At 59.1% G+C, this 17,058-nt stretch carries 14 protein-coding genes and 1 tRNA gene; 7 read left to right on the forward strand and 8 right to left on the reverse strand.

The window, feature by feature from the left end; translation table 11 throughout:
- Positions 1-339: 339 nt before the first annotated feature.
- The gene (locus CA51_RS20940; RefSeq protein ID WP_145123116.1) at positions 340-1,260 is read right to left on the reverse strand and encodes a hypothetical protein; all 921 of its coding nucleotides are present in this window, start codon (positions 1,258-1,260) and stop codon (positions 340-342) included.
- 276 nt (positions 1,261-1,536) lie between these two features.
- Here CA51_RS20940 and CA51_RS20945 point away from each other — a divergent pair, with 276 nt between their 5' ends.
- Positions 1,537-2,736, forward strand: a complete 1,200-nt coding sequence (locus CA51_RS20945; RefSeq protein ID WP_145123117.1) for a hypothetical protein — start codon at positions 1,537-1,539, stop codon at positions 2,734-2,736.
- A 78-nt stretch (positions 2,737-2,814) separates the two neighbouring features.
- Here CA51_RS20945 and CA51_RS20950 read toward each other — a convergent pair whose 3' ends face one another.
- A complete protein-coding gene (locus CA51_RS20950) occupies positions 2,815-4,305 on the reverse strand; it encodes a serine/threonine-protein kinase (RefSeq protein ID WP_145123118.1) in 1,491 nt (496 codons plus the stop codon).
- Between the two features lie 108 nt (positions 4,306-4,413).
- Entirely contained in the window at positions 4,414-4,704 is a 291-nt protein-coding gene (locus tag CA51_RS20955; RefSeq protein WP_145123119.1) for a transcriptional regulator, read from the reverse strand.
- Positions 4,705-5,021: 317 nt separating this feature from the next.
- On the opposite strand from CA51_RS20955, the gene CA51_RS20960 reads away from it, so the two are divergent.
- Together CA51_RS20960 and CA51_RS20965 are read left to right on the forward strand one after the other, a co-directional pair.
- Entirely contained in the window at positions 5,022-7,736 is a 2,715-nt protein-coding gene (locus CA51_RS20960) for a hypothetical protein (RefSeq protein ID WP_145123120.1), read from the forward strand.
- 278 nt (positions 7,737-8,014) lie between these two features.
- Positions 8,015-8,929, forward strand: a complete 915-nt coding sequence (locus CA51_RS20965) for a sigma-70 family RNA polymerase sigma factor (RefSeq protein WP_145123121.1) — start codon at positions 8,015-8,017, stop codon at positions 8,927-8,929.
- A gap of 90 nt (positions 8,930-9,019) precedes the next feature.
- Here the strand turns inward: CA51_RS20965 and CA51_RS20970 are convergent, their stop codons facing one another.
- Positions 9,020-9,943, reverse strand: a complete 924-nt coding sequence (locus CA51_RS20970) for a sugar phosphate isomerase/epimerase family protein (RefSeq protein ID WP_231745816.1) — start codon at positions 9,941-9,943, stop codon at positions 9,020-9,022.
- Between the two features lie 326 nt (positions 9,944-10,269).
- On the opposite strand from CA51_RS20970, the gene CA51_RS20975 reads away from it, so the two are divergent.
- The 4 genes from CA51_RS20975 to ppk2 all read left to right on the forward strand — a co-directional run bounded on the left by CA51_RS20975 (position 10,270) and on the right by ppk2 (position 14,429).
- Complete coding sequence (locus CA51_RS20975) at positions 10,270-11,529, forward strand: LL-diaminopimelate aminotransferase (protein ID WP_145123122.1); 1,260 nt, start codon at positions 10,270-10,272, stop codon at positions 11,527-11,529.
- 222 nt (positions 11,530-11,751) lie between these two features.
- Complete coding sequence (purE, locus tag CA51_RS20980) at positions 11,752-12,273, forward strand: 5-(carboxyamino)imidazole ribonucleotide mutase (protein WP_145123123.1); 522 nt, start codon at positions 11,752-11,754, stop codon at positions 12,271-12,273.
- Entirely contained in the window at positions 12,270-13,412 is a 1,143-nt protein-coding gene (locus CA51_RS20985) for a 5-(carboxyamino)imidazole ribonucleotide synthase (RefSeq protein ID WP_145123124.1), read from the forward strand. Before purE ends, CA51_RS20985 begins: the two co-directional genes overlap by 4 nt.
- Before the next feature lie 102 nt (positions 13,413-13,514).
- A complete protein-coding gene (gene ppk2 / locus CA51_RS20990; protein ID WP_145123125.1) occupies positions 13,515-14,429 on the forward strand; it encodes a polyphosphate kinase 2 in 915 nt (304 codons plus the stop codon).
- A gap of 89 nt (positions 14,430-14,518) precedes the next feature.
- Here the strand turns inward: ppk2 and CA51_RS20995 are convergent, their stop codons facing one another.
- From CA51_RS20995 to CA51_RS21010, 4 genes are all read right to left on the reverse strand, one after another.
- Complete coding sequence (locus CA51_RS20995) at positions 14,519-15,574, reverse strand: hypothetical protein (protein ID WP_145123126.1); 1,056 nt, start codon at positions 15,572-15,574, stop codon at positions 14,519-14,521.
- Between the two features lie 76 nt (positions 15,575-15,650).
- On the reverse strand, positions 15,651-15,962 hold the full coding sequence (locus CA51_RS21000) for a hypothetical protein (protein ID WP_145123127.1): 312 nt from the start codon (positions 15,960-15,962) through the stop codon (positions 15,651-15,653).
- Between the two features lie 203 nt (positions 15,963-16,165).
- Positions 16,166-16,255, reverse strand: a tRNA-Ala gene (locus CA51_RS21005).
- Between the two features lie 303 nt (positions 16,256-16,558).
- Positions 16,559-17,014: a DUF1569 domain-containing protein gene (locus CA51_RS21010; protein WP_145123128.1), complete on the reverse strand. Its 456-nt coding sequence runs from the start codon at positions 17,012-17,014 to the stop codon at positions 16,559-16,561.
- Positions 17,015-17,058: the final 44 nt, after the last annotated feature.

Below are 17,058 nucleotides of genomic sequence, written 5' to 3' on the forward strand. Positions count from 1 at the left end.
CTGAGCTGTTGAGCAGCCAGTAAGCAGGCATTTTGTTGAACCGCAATACGGTTCAACGAAGGAGCCTCGGACCGTCGAAAGAATTCGCGGCGGGATGTAGTGGACGAGCTTACGAGCCCCAGCCATTTGGTCTGATGCATGCAAAAGGACTCGTAGGCTCGTCCACTACGCTTAGGTGTTTGTGCGTTGGCAACTTAGCCGGCGTGCAACCGGTCCCGGCGCGGCAAGAGCCTCCGACGCTATCGCGTGCCGGCTGATACCGCAAATCGAAAGAGAGACCTGTCCGGCGGAACGAGCCAGGTCACGGCTGGCCCCTGCTTGAGTCTGACGTCAGAAACGCTATTGAGCTGCGGCGCGAAAGACATCCATCAAGTTGCTCGGCTTCGGCTTCGCCACAGGAAGAGCAACCGGCTTGATCGTCTCCGGCTTGCTTGGCACAGGTTGAGTGAACAACGCTTGCGCGGTACCACCGGGGGCGACCGGTGTCGCCATCGAATAGGGAGCTCCAGGCGGAATGGTGGTCGCCGTCGACGCAAAAGCTGCGGCCGGGACGACGCGGCTTTCCGGATATTCGGGCCGTTGGTTCGCGGGCGCCGCAAGATTTGGAGAACAGCACTCACAATGGTTCAACGCGACGGTCGCCTGCTCGCGAACCGCAGGCACCAGCTCTCCTGGATTTCCATCGACGTCGGTCCCCGCGATGCAGACTTGCAGCGCTTTGATCAGTGGCGGCGTGCAGACCGGTAGCGTCGCGATCGTCTTGGCCGCTTCCAATCGCACGCAGACCGAAGAGTCGGCGCGGAGCGCGGAGATCAGCGTCGCTTCGGCTTCCGGATAATAACGGACATCGATTCCCTGCAGTTGAGCGATCGCAGCCTGCCGCTGCGGAGCTTGCATTTCAACCGCCTTGACCTGCGCGGCGGTTCCCTCGGGACCGGGCTGTTCCTGTTCACCGGGCAGCGGCATCTTTTCGCCGGGAATCATCCCACCGGTCAATGCACTCAACGGCCTCAGCAATCCGTCCAACAACTGGCAGACGGGTGAAGCTCGCAGATGGGCGCAGACGCCGCGGCCAGCCGACGCCATCGACTCGATCATCGTCGGCTTCGGCGGATAAGACTGGACCACCAAGCCGGAAAGGCTGATCGGCTCCGGTTCGGCTGAAGCTGGCAAAGTTTGCTGGGCGGAGACCGATGCCCCGGGCAAGCCCAATGCGAAGGCAAGCATCAGCGTGGCGGCGGTTCGAAGGGCCAGTCGCATCCCAATCCCCAAAACGGAAACAAATTTTCAAAGCAGGCGGTGCATTGCTAGCGGCAAACACCGCCGGCCGCACCCGATGGAAGCACTGTTAACGATTCCGCCGACGACACGTCAAGGTCGCTCACAAACTGGAAAATAAAGGCCGATCGGCCTTGAGTTGCTGGCCCGTTCTAATCTACAACCCCGCCGCCAGATCGAGCGATCGAGCACACTGCTCGCTGACCGTCGAGGTCAATGAAACGCTCGTGGGTTGCAAACCCAAGATTTTAAAACCGGATGCCGTCATCGTCACTCTGCCGATTCGCGATCCTGCCGCTGATGTGGTTGTTGGGGATCGCTGCAGTCGGACAAGAGCCGCTGATCCTGCCGCAACCTAGCGGGCCCAGCGCGGCGGGGACGCCTCAACTGCTCCCCTCACCAAGCGCCACGCTGCAACAGCCCGAATATCCCGCCGGCACCGTCGGCGAACCGATCGTGTTGTCCGATCAATCGCTGACCGACATCGGGTACTGCGATTCGGGATACTGCGGTTCCTGCAGCGACGATGGCTCCTGCGTTTCCTGCGGCACCAACAACGCACACAACGACACCTTCAGCGGCCGACTGTACTCCGCCTTCTCCGCAGCACTGTGCGATGGCGATCCGTGTTACATCCCCGAATGGCACCTGCTGGAGTCCGCTTCGTTCTGGGTCGATTCGGCTCGCACGCAGAACCGTACACGCGTCCGCTGGGATTATGGGATCGGCATGATCCTGCCCGATCGCAGCGAATATTTCATGGCCAAGATCGGCGGCAAAGGCCCCTCGCCGCAACCTGGATCGGCTTCCATCAACCGCCTCGACTACCACGAGATGAGTTTCTATACCGAGACCGCTCGCGGAAAGTTTTCGATGTTTACGGTCACGCCCTATCGATCGCTGTACATGGAACAAGCAGGGCACGGCGCGGGATTTGGCGACATCCAAATCGGGACCAAAAGCATGCTGCACGACACGCGGATGCTGCAAGTGACGCTACAAACGACGACGTCGATCCCTACCGGGCGAGCAAAACATGGAGTCGGCACGGGGCACGTTTCGCTGGAACCGGCGCTGCTGATGGGCCTGGCGTTGACCGACCGCGACTTCCTCCAGGCGCAGGCCGCCGAATGGATCCCACTGGGCGGCGACTCCCAGTACGCCGGGGCTCTGCTGCGATGGGGCGTTGCCTGGAACCGGATCGTCTGGCAGCGCGACGCAAAGAATCTGATGACCGTCAACCTCGACTTCGTCGGCTGGTCGTTCCAAGACGGTGCTTACACCGATCCGGTCCTCGGCACGCAATCGTCGAGCAATGGCACCTACGTCTACGTCGGTCCCGGAACACGGTTCCTGTTCTGCGGGAAGTTTGAATTCGGCATCGGCGGACTCTACGCGCTGTCGGAACAACACTTCGCCGAACACCTGATGCGAACCGAACTGACGATGCGCTACTAACGATTCGTATCGCATGCCCTAGGCAGCGGTTCCAGAATCACCGCCGCGTCGATGACGATCGCCAAGCGAAGCGGTGGGCTAGATAAACTCTTCGCGTTTGGGACGGCCAGCGAGCAACTTTCGCAGCGCGGTCCGCAGTTCCAAAACCTTCAACGGCATCGACAACAAGACGCGATGTGGTGCCATTTTGGCCTGGCGAATCAAATTCTGTTGCGATTTATCGGCTAATAGAACCGCCGGGATATCGGCGGTATGTTCATCGCTTGCGAACCGATTAAACGCTTCCAACGCCAACGATCCCAATTCCGAAGCGGAGAAGATTACGCAATCCGCAGGCGGATCATCGCCGGGGACAAACCGCCCCAACGCGCGGACGGGATCGGAAATAACGAGCACGCGGTAGCCACGTTTTTTCAGTCGATCGCGGACGACGTCTTGCAGCGACGCCTTCGATTCGACAAGCATCACAAAACGCCCTTCGCCTTCGTTGGTTGGCATTTCGCCCGACGCGACCTTCGCCGCGACAGCGGGACCTCCCTCGCGGATCTGCTTCATCCGCTCCAACGCCTGCTTCCCTTCCAACTGCAGCGCCGCCGCGCTCTGCAGTCGCTTCTCAGGATCGAACTCCAACGCCTTGGCGACGACTTGGATCGCTGGCACCGGAAGCGTGGGATCGATCTGCCCGATCGGTTTAATATCTTGGAACCGCCCGACATTTAGGCGTTTCATCCGCTCCCGCGTCTCGGTCAACGGCGGTTCGCCACAGAGCATCGTGTACAACATCGCCCCGGCGAAAAAGACGTCGCTGCGTGGATCGTCCTTGCGGACGTTGGTGCCACGCTCGAGAGCGGCATAGTCGATCGCCCGGGCGTTGGGACAATCGGCTACCTTTTCCGGGTTCTCGCGATCGGCCAACGCCGCCAAACCGAAGTCGACAAGCTTGGCTCTTCCCTCCGAAGAGACGAGAACGTTGGACAATTTCAAGTCGCGGTGCGAAATCCCCAGCGAAGCCGCATACGACAGCCCCGATGCGATATCGACCAACAACTTCATCGCGACCTCGGGCTGCAGCTTGCCGCGGATCCGGACCAGATCGCGAAGCGTCTCACCCTCGACAAACTCCATCACCATGAAGGGGTTCTTCACGTTCGGATCGACTTCGTAGATCGAAACGATGTTGGGATGACGCAGTCGCAGCCCCATCCTTCCCTCGCGAAGAAACTGCTCCATCTGAGCGACTTCATCGCGATAGCGTTTCCGCAGCACCTTCAAGGCCACGACCTGATTCGTCTCGCGATGGGCGGCGCGATAAACGCGGGCGAACGTACCCGCACCGATCAGGTACATAACTTTGTATTTGCCGTAGAAGTAGCCTGAACGCTCACCGCGGCGGAGCTTATCGAGCTGCAGGTTCGTCAACAGTCCCTTGCCATGCAAGATGTTGATGAAGTCCTGAATCGTCGATTCACCGGTCCCGACCTCCGAACGCGCCGCCTCCACTTCGGCCATCGGCGCCAGCCCGAGGTCGATGATTCGTGATGCGAGTTGTTCCGGGGTGAATTCAATCATGAGCTTATCGCGTCGCGCGGGTGCGACTTATATAGAAGGGCTTCCAGAAATATGGAATCGGGCAAGGGGGGCAGGCTGCCAAGCGGGCGGCATTCCAGCGAGTGCGGGTTATTCGTGGTCGCCGTTGTTGGTCCCTTCGATCTGGTCTCGCAGGGTGTCGCGTTCGCGGCGAGTCGCTTCGAGATCGAAGACCAGGTATTTCATATCCAAACGCAATTGAGCCAGCGCTTCTTGGACGAGGTTCAAGATCCGTCGACGACGCGAACTGCATTCAACAACGCGGAGCAGCGAAGGAGCTAGCGTTTCGCGATGCTCTTGGGGCAGAGTATCGAACGCTTGGATCAGCTCTTGAATCTCGATCGGGGTGTCTTCGCTGGTCTGTGGTGCGGTGAATGCCATGGGCTCGAACTCCAGTTAAAAAGAAAAGGTTGTCGTGTGGGTGGTAATTGTGGTAGAGCAGTCTCAGTGCCAATTAATCCACCCGAACCATGTTTCGTCCCGCAACTCCTTTGCTGGAAACAACTTACAGCGAATCAGCCTCATGTGTGGGTTGATCTCAAGGTTGCATAAAAGCAACACACCAGACCGTCCATGTTGCCGTAAACGTCTGCCCTGAAACGACTTACGAACCTGAACCCACGCGTCCCCATCGCGATGCTTTAAATCAACAGATGAAGCGACCGCCCCTATCGATTGGCATCCGAAGGCCAAGTGCTATGTGCACTTCCGCTGATAACCATCTTCCGCAACGGGAGCGGGGCGGTCAACAATTAGTCTGGGTAACCTTAGCGATTGCGGTAATTTCTCCGCTGTTTTTCCCAAAATATTCTCGCGCCCAGATCCAGGACTCATTCGACGGCGGCGCTCCCATCTGGCAACTCGACCGCGACGATTGCGGCGTGCAGGTAATCGCTCATCAAAGGATTCCATCGGGGGGGCGTGATGCCGGCCCCTGCGAATCGCTCTCCCTGCAAACCGGTCCCGGCACGCGAGCTGAATTCATCTACCGGATCGTTCCGACCGAGGTGATCAACGAATTGGTCGCATCGGTCTGGTACTGGTCTCAACGTCCCGGAGCGCGGATGTCGCTGCGGGTCCGATTCCCGTTTGCCATCGATCCACGAACCGGGCAACCCGCGGTCGCGCGGATCGGCAACGTCGCCTACACCCAGCCGGGACAATGGCAGCAGTTGTCGCTGACCAATGCCCAGCAACAACTTGTCGTTCAACAGGCGGTGCTGCGGAATTCGATGGGACGCGAAGTCGATCTGCGACAACCGTATATCGATGCCGTCACGATCAACACCTACACCGGACCGGGAACCGAAAACGTTCGCTTGGACGACCTGCGCATCGATCGCGCGCTGCCGGTGCAATTGAACCGCCTGGAAAACCGCAGCACCACAACGATGCAAGCCGACGCCGCGACGCGCGACGCGTTTCCGGTTGGCGTCGTCAAACGCTTCATCGAATACAACGGCGAGGCTTTGCCGTGGCTGAAAGCGAACGGCTTCACCGGGATCCTAATGCAGCGAGTCCCCGACGCGGCGATCTTGCGTGAAGCCAATCAAGCGGGGCTGGAGATCATCGCCCCCTACGCAACCGTCGAGCGGAAGGACCTCGCGAATCTGCTGGCCCCGGTCATCGCTTGGAACCTCGGCGACGCGCTACTGGAAAAGGACCTCCCTCGCAGCGTCGATATCGCCGGCCGACTGCGCCGTCTGCCGGGTGTGTTGCGTCGCGAATTGGTAGCGTTTCCGATCGAATCGCATCGCCAATACCGATCGGTCAGCGATTGCTTGGCGATCGACCTGCCTCCGCCCGTTCGCGGCCTGACACCCGCCGAAGAATCGGCGTGGCAGTCCGAAGCGATCTTGAGCGCCGGGCACGCTCCCCATTTCCTAACCGCGATCGCCAGTGGCCCCAGCGGCGCGCTGCGCGATCAGATCGAAGGGCTGGCACGTTTTACCGACACCACGCCGATCGACGATTTCGGCTGGCATGCGACTTGGCTGCAGACGATGCGGGCGCTCGAGACATCTCCGCGTGGGATCGTGTTTCGATCCAGCGGCGCTTTGGACAGCGGACGCGCCGAGGATTTCCAGCGCGCCGGCGTGCTGCGGTTGATCAACCGCTTCATCACCCTCACCCAAACGATCGTCTCGGCGGGAGCTGCGACGACAGAGCTGACATGTTACGACGCCGCCTATCGGGCGCGGCATGTCCGCAACGGCAATCTCGGCTTGATCATCGCGACGTCGACCAGCAGCGTCGGCACGATGCCTCACGCCGGCAACGGCAAGGTCTTGCGGATCGCGATCCCTCCGGCGCTCCGCGGCCAACAGATCTTTCGCTTCAGCGGGATGCAGTTGGAACGGATGAAGCTGGATGCGACGCCGGGCGGGTCGGCCATCGATGTCGTCGCTCCCGATTTTGTGGAACTGTTTCTCGTCTCCAACGACTCGGCAGCGACAGCCCGCTTCGATCGCCAGCTGCATCAGACGTCCAGCCAAGTCGGGTTCGATCGCTGGCAATTGGTTCGCGAATCGTTGAAGCGAACGACCCGCGACTGGGACACGATGCGTCAGACCGGCCTGTCGGCACCCACCGATCGCGCCTACGCAGTTCTCCGGCAAGGCAACCAAGCGTTGGATGAATCGGCGCGAGTCCATCAATCGGGCGACGTCGCTTCGGCCTACCGCCTGCTCCGCCGCGCCGACGCCTGGAACGTTCAAGCCACCGGGCAATTGATCGATGCATTGGCCTTCGACCAAGACCGAATCGTCAGTCATCCGGCGCTACACGCCCCCAACTCCGCTGCTCTCTATATCGGCATGTTGCCGCAATCCGACAACGGCCATTGGCAAGCTGATCCGACGGTTCTCAACCCGTTCGAAAATCCGCAGCTCTGGGAGCGATCGGGTTGGACTCACGATCGTCGCCGCGAAGACCTGGCTCGATCCGACGTGCAGATCACCGAACGCCCCGAATCCGGGCGAACCGCGCTGACGCTGTCGGTGCAGAGTCTCAGCGGGCAACCGTTGCCCGGTGGTTACGCCGGCACGATGTTGCGCGGTCGCAGCCAAGCGATTCGCTGCCAGCAAGGCGATTGCCTGCGGATCGACGCGCGGATTCGAGTCCGCAGCCAGGGACCGATCCGGCCGCATCGCGGCGCCTTGATCTACGATTCGTATGCCGGTTCGGAACTCGGCCTATTCGTCCGCCCCGACAACAAATGGCACGACATCCGACTGTACAGGGTCGCGACGAACAACCAACCGCTTCAAACGACTTTCGAATTGATCGGCGAAGGCGAACTGCAGTTGGAACAGTTCTCGGTCTCCAAGTGGGTTCCCAAATCGGCCCCCTTGCCGATCCGTCCGTTGGTCGGCGCCCGCCCCGACGCTCTTATCAATGAACCGGTCCGCTAACCGGATCGTCTTTACATCGCCGGCACGCTCTCTGCCTCCGGCACCGGTGTCGGCATATCTGATTGACATCGCAGAACCGGCACAATCGCGCAACTCGGTTCAAGCATCACGGACAACCTAATTCCGGCATCTTTTCAGAACGCCTGCAGCGCACGCCGATACTCCATGTGTAAGGCGAACTCAAACAAAGCTTTTGCTCTACGGCCGTCCATCACGCGACCTCCCAATCCGCGACGGAACGGCCTTTGTTTCCTCCCAATTGTGCTGAAGGCAATCCCATGGTCGAAGAACTAGTGGCTGTTGATCCAGGTCTTGAAGATATCAAAGCGGCGCGTTCACGAACGACTGTGCGAGCCAAAGATCCCGCCGTCCAGTCGCCCCTGGAAACGTATCTTCGCGAGATCAATGAGACAGCACTGTTGTCGGCGGAAGAAGAGCAGCAGTTGGCCGGCGGGATCGCTCAAGGCGACGTGATGGCTCGCGACCGAATGGTCCGCGCCAACCTGCGATTGGTCGTCAACATCGCTCGCGGCTACACCGGCAAAGGCCTCGGCTTACAAGACTTGATCGAAGAGGGGAACCTGGGCCTGTTGCGAGCTGTCGAAGGTTTCGACCCCAACGTCGGCACGCGGTTCAGCACCTACGCCAGCTATTGGATTAAACAGTCGATCAAACGCGCTCTGATCAACAGCGCCAAGACGATTCGGATCCCTGCCTATATGGTTGAATTGCTCAGCAAATGGCGTCGGGCCACGGCGCGGCTGACCGAAGAACTCGGCCGCACCCCGACCAATGAAGAGGTCGCTCGCGTGCTGGGCCTTCCGAAGAAGAAGCTGCCGATCATCAAAAAAGCGATCCGCATCAACAACAGCACGCCGCAGAGCGATCAATCCGAATCGGGATGGTCGCTGGGCGAGATGGTGATGGATGAGAAGCAGAAGAGCCCCGACGACGCGATGCAAGATGACGACATCATGCACCACGCGCTGCAAATGCTCGGCCGCCTGGAATCGCGTGAAGCGACAGTGATCAAGATGCGATTTGGACTCGACGGCAGCGCCCCCCACACGCTGAAAGAAATCGGTGCCGAACTGGGACTGACCCGCGAACGCGTCCGTCAAATCGAAACCGAAGCGCTCAACCGCATGGCCGATGCCCTCAAAGACCCCAAAGAACGTATCGGCCTGGCATAAGTAGAACGCGCCCGAAGCCCCACTTGGATCAAGCGCGTAATGGATCCGAAGGAACGTATCGGCCTGGCATAACCAGAACGCCCCTGATGGCTACGCCTTCACGATAAAGTTCCGCAGGAAATCATGGCTCTGCCGCAGCGCAGCCTTCCGCGATTCCAACGTCCCTTCGTACGCTCGATCTTCGACCTCCACGCAGACCGGGCCGGCATAACCACTGTCCCCCAAGACCGACAGAAAACGCCCCCAATCGATCTCGCCAAGCCCCGGCAGTTTGGGACAGTGGTATTCCAGCGGATTGGCCATGATGCCAACTTGGTTCAAGCGATGCCGATCGACGCGGACATCCTTGGCGTGCGCGTGGAAGATCCGATCGGCGAAGTCCCACACCGGTTGGATGTGATCGATCTGCTGCCAGACCAAGTGCGAGGGATCGAAGTTCAAACCAAAGTGATCGCTCGGGATCGCATCGAACATCCGTCGCCAGATTGCCGGCGTCGTCGCCAGATTCTTGCCGCCGGGCCATTCGTCGTCGGTGAAGAACATCGGACAGTTTTCGATCCCGATCCGCACTCCGTGCTGTTCCGCCGCCGCGATGATCGGTCGCCAGGTTTCCAAGAACCGCGGCCAGTTGGCGTCGACCGATTTGGTCCAGTCGCGGCCGACGAAGGTGTTTAATTGCGGGATGCTCAACTGCTGGCAAGCTTTAATCAGCGCGTGCAGATGTTCGACCGCTGCCGCCGCTTCGTCCAGATCGCCGGCTAGCGGATTCGGATAATAACCGAGTCCCGAAATCGCCACGCCATGTTGTTGCGTGAGTGCCCCGATCGCGTCGACCTCCGCCGGGCCCAGCGCCGCGGTATCGATATGCGTGATCCCGGCATACCGCCGCTCCGCCTTCCCCTGCGGCCAACACATCACCTCGACACAGTCGTAACCGATCTCCGCGGCGACCGAGAACACTTCGTCCAAGGACAACTCGGGCAAAATCGCACTCACAAAACCTAATTGCAACACAGCGGTCAAACTCCTTCAAATCGGTTCAAGCGGTGGCAGATGCCCGCGGCGATGCGGTTGCGGCGACCGCGTCGGCTGCCAGCCACAAGACACAGGTTCCCGAGGCATCAGCGGATCCCCGAGCGGGACGCAGCGAAAACGCTGGATTATACGGGCTGATTCGCGCTGTCGGAACCATCGACGGGGCATCGGATCGGGGCCCGCACCATTGCCCAATACAGCCTCGCCCGGTAGATTCGCTGCATATCTTCAATTAAAGCATTTACTTAAATTGAGATCGCCAGGTTAAGTCTCCTTCCCCCATATAAAAAACATTCCATACGCTGATGTCTACGACCAACTCCGAAACAAACTCCGCGGATCCTTACTTTCAGTCGCTGTTTGCCGAACGGATTGGTGGCAGCGGCTACGGCAAAGGGACGGCGATCTACAAATTCGAAAAGATCAAGCGCGCCAAGCGGAAAGCGTTGGCCGATTTCCCCGATCGCCAGCTGATCGATTTCGGCATCGGTGAAAACGATGGCGTCGCCGACGCGAAGGTCCGCGAGCGGATGGCGGTCGAGATCAACCAGCCCGAAAATCGCGGCTACGCCGACAACGGCATCGGCGATTTCCAGCAGGCGGTCGCTCGGTTCATGCAGCGGAACTTCAACGTCACGCTCGACCCCGCGACCGAAATCAACCACTGCATCGGCAGCAAGACCGCGCTGTCGATGTTGCCCGCCTGCTTCATCAACCCCGGCGACATCACGCTGATGACCGCACCGGGATATCCCGTCGCGGGAACTCACACGACCTATTATGGCGGCACGGTTCATAAGCTTCCGCTGTTGGCCGAAAACAATTTCCTGCCCGATCTCGATTCGATCACCGACGAGATCTGGGAACGCGTCAAGATCCTGGTCCTGAACTATCCGAACAGCCCGACCGGCCGCTTGTGCCCGCCGGAGTTCTTCGAGAAGGTCGTCAAGTTGGCCAAGGAGAAGAAGTTCATCGTCGTGCAAGACGCGGCGCACATCATGTTGACCTTCGACGGACGGCCGACAAGTTTCCTGGAGACTCCCGGCGCGAAGGAGGTCGGCGTCGAAGTCCATTCGCTCAGCAAAGGCTTCGACATGATCGGCTGGCGTTTGGGCTGGGTCTGCGGCAACCCAACTCTGGTCCGCGCCTTCTCCGACGTCAAAGACAACTGCGACAGCGGACAATTCATCGCGATCCAAAAGGCAGCGGTGACAGCGCTCGACGACGAATCGATCCCAAAGCGAGTGAACGCCAAGTATCGTCGTCGCTTGGAAAAGCTGGTCACGATGTTGAACGAATGCGGCTTCGAGTGCCAGATGCCCGGCGGCAGCTACTTCCTGTACACCAAAGCCCCCGTCGCTTCGGCGGACGGCGGCAGCTTCGATTCGGGCGAAGCGGCCAGCCAATATCTGATCACGCAGCACTCGATGGTCACCGTTCCTTGGGACGACGCCGGACCTTACATCCGTTTCAGCGTCACCTACGAAGCGGCTGACGAAGCGGCCGAAGATGCGTTGATGGCTGAATCGAAGAAGCGTCTGATGTCGGCCGGCCTGACCTTCTAGGTCAAGCCGCCAATTGCTTCCGTAGCGGAAGTCGTCAAGACTTTCGAAAGATCACGCCGCCGATCGAAACTCTTGACGAGTTCCGCTACGTGTTAATTCAGTTTCGGTGGGGACCTCCTGCCGATCGAAAGTCTTGACGACTTCCGCTACGACTCACATTACCTTTCGAAAGTCTTGACGACTTCCGCTACGCCCAGAACTTAAAACTTGAAGAGAGCTACGATGGCAGATCCTTCGCCAACCGTCGGCGTGATCATGGGCAGCAAGTCCGATTGGGAAACGATGCGGCACGCCGACGCGATGTTGTCGGCGCTGCAGATCCCGCACGAATGCAAAGTCGTTTCGGCGCATCGGACTCCGCAACGGATGTTCGAATACGCTCAAATGGCCGCCGATCGCGGGATCCAAGTGATCATCGCCGGTGCCGGCGGCGCGGCGCATCTGCCCGGCATGGTCGCTTCCGAAACGCTGCTGCCCGTGCTGGGCGTGCCGGTTCAGAGCCGCGCGTTGCAGGGACTCGATTCGCTGCTTTCGATAGTTCAGATGCCCGGCGGCGTTCCCGTCGGGACGCTTTCGATCGGGACTTCGGGAGCGAAAAACGCAGCCTTGATGGCGGCCCGGATCCTGTCGCTGACCGATCCCGCGCTGCAACAACGGCTCGCCGATTTCGTCGCGCAACAAACCGCAGACGTCCTAGAGGACGCGGAGATCGAAAACGCAGATCTCGAGGATCTCCAACGATGAACCCAACAGCGATCGTCCCACCGGGATCGACCATCGGCGTCTTTGGCAGCGGGCAATTGGGCCGCATGTTTACGATGGTCGCTAAACAGATGGGCTATCGCGTGGTGATCTATTCGCCCGACGCCGATTCCCCCGCCGGACAAGTTGCCGACCGCGAGATCGTCGCCCAATACGACGACCAATCGGCTGTCGAAGACTTTGCTCGTCAGTGCGATGTGATCACGCTGGAATTCGAAAACATCCCCGTCGAAACCGTCGGCTGGGCCGGAGCGATCACGCCGGTCCATCCCGATGCCCGCGTCCTACACGTGGCTCAAGACCGGATCATCGAGAAGCAAACGCTGGCCGATGCCGGACTGCCAGTCACTCCCTTCCGCCCCGTCTTTAATGCCGACGATGTCCGCCGCGCGGCTGACGAACTGGGCTACCCGATCGTCCTAAAAACCGCCCGCAGCGGTTACGACGGCAAGGGACAGCGGATCCTTCGCGATCCCGAATCGATCGAACCGGCGCTAGCCGAACTCGGGTCGGACCGCCTGGTCGCCGAAAAGATGATCGACTTTCAGCGCGAAGTCTCGATCCTCGTCTACCGCAGCCGCAACGGCAGCGTCGGGACGTACCCGCTAATCGAAAACCACCACGCCAACCACATCCTCGACTACTCGATCTGCCCCGCCGCGGGCAGCGACACGCTCCGCGACGCCGCGCGACAGATCGCGATGACGACCGCCAAGTCGTTGGATCTCGTCGGTTTGCTGTGCATCGAACTGTTCGTCCAATCGGATGACCGCTTGCTGATCAACGAACTCGCGCCGCGGCCTCACAACTCCGGCCACCTCACGATCGAAGCGTTCCCCTGCTGTCAGTACCAACAGCTGTTGCGAGCGATCTGCGGTTTGCCATTGGGAACCGAACCGCAAACGCGTCCCGCCGCGATGGCTAATCTGCTGGGAGACGTCTGGGACGGCGGAGCTCCCGCGTTCGAGAACGCCTTGGCGATCGAAGCGGTCCAGCTGCATCTGTACGGCAAGCAAACCGCTGCTCCAGGTCGCAAGATGGGCCACCTGACCGCGACGGCCGATTCGATCGAAGCCGCCCTCGCGAATGTGCTTGCGGCACGCGACCAGCTGAAACGCTAACGCAATCTTCACGGATTGAATCCAGTAACTTCACAAATCTTCTTCGCCCACATTTTACGATGAGGCTCTAAACATCCCCAGCCGCTGCGAAGGAGACGACCATTGAGTGACCAATACGCCGAGCATCTGAATCGACTGCAAGAAGAGTTCCTCGATTCGATCGATGAAGAGATTGAATTGGAGCTGGATGATTCGCGATTTGAGCAGCTGAGTGCGCGTGGCGAGGGTGAGTACGATGCGAAACGGCTGGCCCGCACGACCTACTTCCGCGAGCTGCTGCGGCTGCAACGCGAGCTGGTCAAACTGCAAGATTGGGTCGTCAAAACAAACGCCAAGATCGTCGTGATCTTCGAAGGACGCGACGCGGCGGGGAAAGGGGGAGCGATCAAACGGATCACGCAGCGACTGAACCCGCGGGTCTGTAAAGTCGCCGCGCTGCCGGCCCCCAGTGAACGCGAGAAATCGCAGTGGTACTTCCAGCGATTCATCGCTCACCTGCCCGCCGGCGGCGAGATCCTGCTGTTCGACCGCAGCTGGTACAACCGCGCGGGCGTCGAACGGGTAATGGGTTTCTGCACCGATAAAGAATACGAAGACTTCCTGCAAACCGCTCCCGTCTTCGAAAAGATGCTTGTCGATTCGGGAATCCATCTGATCAAATACTGGTTCTCGATCACCGACGAACAGCAAGAGTTCCGTTTCAATTGCCGGATCCACGATCCGTTGAAGCAGTGGAAATTGAGCCCGATGGATCTCGAATCGCGACGTCGATGGGAACAATACACCGTGGCGAAAGAGCGGATGTTGCAGGCGACGCATCGCCCAGAATCCCCTTGGTGGATCATCGAAGCGGACGACAAGAAGCGAGCCCGACTGAACTGCATCCGCCATCTGTTGGATCAGATCGACTATGCCGAAGTCGAACAGTCGACAGTCGAACTGCCGAGCCGACAGCGCGAACCCGACTACGAACGCAACCCGATCCCTTCGGACATGATCGTCCCCGCGTTTTATTAGTCAGTGAGTCGCTAAAGGAGTCGTGAGGCCGCCAGTGCGCAGCAGAAACACCGGAAGGTGCCGGCTCTAAAAGCCTTCCTCACAGGCGGCTATATAAGCTGGTGCATCGATTCGGTGATCGCCGATTCTGCAGCCCGACGAACCGACCAGCCATATAGAAAACGGCGGGCAACGCGAGCGCTAATACCAAGCCGCTTCGCTGTTTTGTCGTGGCTCAGTCGGAAGTTCCACGCTTTCAACCGAATATCGTCGAGCGGGTCGGTTGTCACGCGAAGATCTTTCGCTGTTAGCCCCATACGCCGGAGGGCGTCGTCGAGACACGGTTTGCGTGATCGGTATTCACGGGCGTGCACGATGTATCCGTCGGTCGGCGTGATTTCCCAGCACCACCAGCGAAGAACGACTTGTTCGCCATCGTAGGCGCGGCCATCGTGAACCAATGCAACGAAGATCCGGCGACTGCCCTCTTCGTACCTCGTCCACGGCCTGCCCGACTCATCCAGTGGCAACGCCGCCTTTCCATCAAACGGATCCGGCATCCGTTCTTGCTCTGCAATCTCAGAGAATTTTTTCTCTGTCGTGAGGCAGCGACTCTTCTTTGTTGGGTCTGGCACGATCTGGCTATAACGCCGCAAAAGATCGACGACGCGGCGGTGCCTGATCCCCGCCGTCTTCGCAATCTCTTTCGCGGTATAGAAGCCCGCAGGCGATGGCGACAAAGAGCCAGTATCGTGCGGCTCAGTGAAGGGATTCGGCAGCCCATGGATTTTCGCCAACGCCTTTACGTCACGCTTCCCCATCAACAGCCGACGCGTCTGAATCTTCGCTGCTTTCGACAGTCCCAACTCTTGGATCGCTTGGCGAACGCGACTTGCCGTTCGGAGCGTGCGGCGGACTTGCGAGATTGTGACATAACCTTCCGGAACGATGTAGTCGACGGAGTGTCGGTTGTCATGATCGACGATACCTGGCGGGATCTCGGCGCCTATGTGCTTGGCAATCTTCGGGATATCCGACTCGCGAACAATCTTCGCCTGGATTTCACCCTCTTCCCAAATGCCAATTTCGTTTTCCCGTGCCCACCGAATAATGGTTCCGGTGGTTCGCCCCATGACCTTTCCAACCTCAGTTGCCGTGTAACGCATTTCCCGTCTCGTTTTGCAAATTGCTTGCACGCTGCAATTACGATAGTGGCGGTTAACGCCTCAACTCATGCCTGCTCTATTTCGCTTTACGCGGACGAACACCGGTTGGTTTCGCATCGGCGATGATACGACGGCCCGACGTCGCTTTGAGCTTCCCAACCTTGCCACGTTCACGACAGGGATTGCCCGGACCGTCGTATATTAGCCCGCGCACTTTCTCGGCCTCGTCTTTCGTTAGCACTGTAACATTCGATGGGAATATCTGTCGGCCAATCCCCTCACGATCGCACCATCTCCAGATGGTGGTGCGGTTTACGCCGAAATCCTTTGCCAGTTCGCTCAGGGTATAGACTCGTTCGTCGACTGTTTCATCCGCAGTTGAAGCCATTGGTTCCACCTTTTTCAATCACAATGCGCATTGCATTAATGGAGAGGACGAAATCTGACCGTGCCCCCACTATCAACAGCGGTAGTCAGCCAAAAATTGGATCGACAGCGCACCGGAGCAAAAGTGATTCAAGCACCACAAAAGGCTAAAATTGCTTGAAAGACTCCCTGGCCTCGCGGTAACAGGACGGTGCGACTGTCGAGTGGAGGATAACGGACTTGAACCGATGACCTGCTGCATGCGATGCAGCTGCTGCATGCGATGCAGCTGCTCTCCCAACTGAGACAACCTCCCGGATCACGCAATGGGCAAGCAGTACTGCCCAACGCACCTGAAGCCTAAATGGAGCAAAACCACAAGTCAATAGGGTGGATTCCTGCATAGGCAATGAACACGCTTCGAGACTGAGAATCTCTAGCCGTTCAAGTCAAAATTTTTGCATTCCGGGACACGCGTTTTCCGACCAGTGCCGATTAGTTCTGACGGGTGCATCGCGAACCCGACTACGAACGCAACCCGATCCCCTCGGATATGATCGTCCCTGCGTTTTATTAACGCGGGCAGACACGTGTCGCCATATCCTTCAGTTGATCACTTCACTCGCTGGCTGCGAGGAAGCCCAGGTGATGCGCCGCGTGGCAGGAGTGGAATCGTTCCAGCGAGGCGTGATCAAATTTCCCAAACCCTGGATGGGGATGCAGGTATCCGGTATGCGACTGGAACCGCCGTACGCTTTCGGTAAACAGCGCCACCTCTTCGGCGTCGCTCAAATCTTCCGCGGGCACAAAAGTCGAAGCGGTCTTAATCCCCGCGGGAGAATCGCCACGCAGCAGCTTGGGCAGCATCAGCCAGCGCAGCAGCGGCCTCAACGGCTTCCCAATCGCCATCCATTTGGGATAGCCGTCGATGCTCGAATCGATCGTCATCCGCATGTGATTGCAGATCTGCGCCAGCGACCAATTGCCGTTGCGTTCGTACCCCGACTGCAACAGCTGATCGCACAGGGCGGCCGCGTCGCTTAGATTTTCGAAGTGTATTTTTCGCCGCGACATGAGTTTCGATATTCCTTTTAACGATCGCCTCGCCAGCCGACAAA

The organism is Rosistilla oblonga (assembly GCF_007751715.1).
GTDB classification, from domain to species: domain Bacteria; phylum Planctomycetota; class Planctomycetia; order Pirellulales; family Pirellulaceae; genus Rosistilla; species Rosistilla oblonga.

Coding starts and splice junctions, on each gene's coding strand:
- CA51_RS20975 (WP_145123122.1), top strand. CDS start 10,270: ATGTCTACGACCAACTCCGAAACAAACTCCGCGGATCCTTACTTTCAG.
- CA51_RS20950 (WP_145123118.1), bottom strand. CDS start 4,305: ATGATTGAATTCACCCCGGAACAACTCGCATCACGAATCATCGACCTC.
- CA51_RS20960 (WP_145123120.1), top strand. CDS start 5,022: ATGTGCACTTCCGCTGATAACCATCTTCCGCAACGGGAGCGGGGCGGT.
- CA51_RS20995 (WP_145123126.1), bottom strand. CDS start 15,574: ATGCGTTACACGGCAACTGAGGTTGGAAAGGTCATGGGGCGAACCACC.
- CA51_RS20940 (WP_145123116.1), bottom strand. CDS start 1,260: ATGCGACTGGCCCTTCGAACCGCCGCCACGCTGATGCTTGCCTTCGCA.
- CA51_RS21010 (WP_145123128.1), bottom strand. CDS start 17,014: ATGTCGCGGCGAAAAATACACTTCGAAAATCTAAGCGACGCGGCCGCC.
- CA51_RS20985 (WP_145123124.1), top strand. CDS start 12,270: ATGAACCCAACAGCGATCGTCCCACCGGGATCGACCATCGGCGTCTTT.
- CA51_RS21000 (WP_145123127.1), bottom strand. CDS start 15,962: ATGGCTTCAACTGCGGATGAAACAGTCGACGAACGAGTCTATACCCTG.
- CA51_RS20945 (WP_145123117.1), top strand. CDS start 1,537: ATGCCGTCATCGTCACTCTGCCGATTCGCGATCCTGCCGCTGATGTGG.
- CA51_RS20965 (WP_145123121.1), top strand. CDS start 8,015: ATGGTCGAAGAACTAGTGGCTGTTGATCCAGGTCTTGAAGATATCAAA.
- CA51_RS20955 (WP_145123119.1), bottom strand. CDS start 4,704: ATGGCATTCACCGCACCACAGACCAGCGAAGACACCCCGATCGAGATT.
- purE (WP_145123123.1), top strand. CDS start 11,752: ATGGCAGATCCTTCGCCAACCGTCGGCGTGATCATGGGCAGCAAGTCC.